Annotated in this window: 1 protein-coding gene; it reads right to left on the bottom strand. The window is 45.7% G+C overall.

All coding sequences use genetic code 11. The features are described 5' to 3' along the window. Positions 1-1,050: DNA gyrase subunit A (locus tag R7O12_RS26825; protein WP_318127108.1), on the bottom strand; the 1,050-nt coding region annotated here is incomplete at both ends.

The following is a 1,050-nucleotide window of genomic DNA, read 5'->3' as shown; positions in this document are numbered from 1 at the left end:
TACTTAACGTAGCCTTCGTGAGATAGAGTTACGACTACGTCTTCACGAGCAATCAGCTCTTCCATGTCGATGTCATGGCTAGCTGCTGTGATTTCAGTACGGCGTGCATCAGCAAATCCGTCACGAACTGCTTCTAGTTCTTCACGGATCACTTCCATCAAACGCTCAGTGCTTGCAAGAATGTGCATTAACTCAGCGATTTCTTCTAGAAGCTCTTTGTATTCAGCAAGAATCTTCTCGTGTTCTAGACCGGTCAATTTATGTAGACGCAGATCTAGAATTGCTTGCGCTTGTTGTTCAGTCAGGAAGTATTGACCGTCGCGGATACCGTATTGAGGCTCTAGCCATTCTGGGCGAGCCGCATCAGTACCAGCACGCTCAAGCATTGCTGCTACGTTACCTAGATCCCAACCACGAGCAATAAGACCAGCTTTTGCTTCAGCAGGAGTCGGCGCTTTACGAATTAGGTCGATGATTTCATCGATGTTCGCTAGAGCAAGTGCAAGACCTTCAAGAATGTGCGCACGCTCACGAGCTTTACGCAATTCGAAGATAGTACGGCGAGTCACGACTTCACGACGGTGATCCACAAAGCACTTCAACATATCTTTCAGGTTGAATAGCTGTGGCTGACCATTGTTCAACGCAACCATGTTGATACCGAAAGTCGTTTGTAGCTGAGTTTGAGCGTAAAGGTTGTTAAGAACCACTTCGCCTACTGCATCACGCTTACATTCAATAACGATACGCATACCATCTTTGTCAGATTCGTCACGTAGCGCACTGATGCCTTCAACTTTCTTATCTTTAACAAGTTCAGCAATCTTCTCGATCAGACGAGCTTTGTTCACTTGGTAAGGAATTTCGGTAACGATGATGGTTTCTTTACCGTTTTTCTCTGTTTCGATTTCCGCTTTTGAACGCATGTAGATCTTATCGCGACCTGTTTTGTACGCGTCTACAATGCCTTTACGACCGCTGATAAGCGCCGCCGTTGGGAAATCAGGACCAGGGATGTAATCCATTAGTTCATCAATAGTGATTTCTTCA

The sequence above is a fragment of the Vibrio sp. Vb1574 genome, assembly GCF_033338675.1.
The sequence above is the reverse complement of the archived record's forward strand: the minus strand, read 5'-3'. Positions and strand labels throughout refer to the sequence as shown.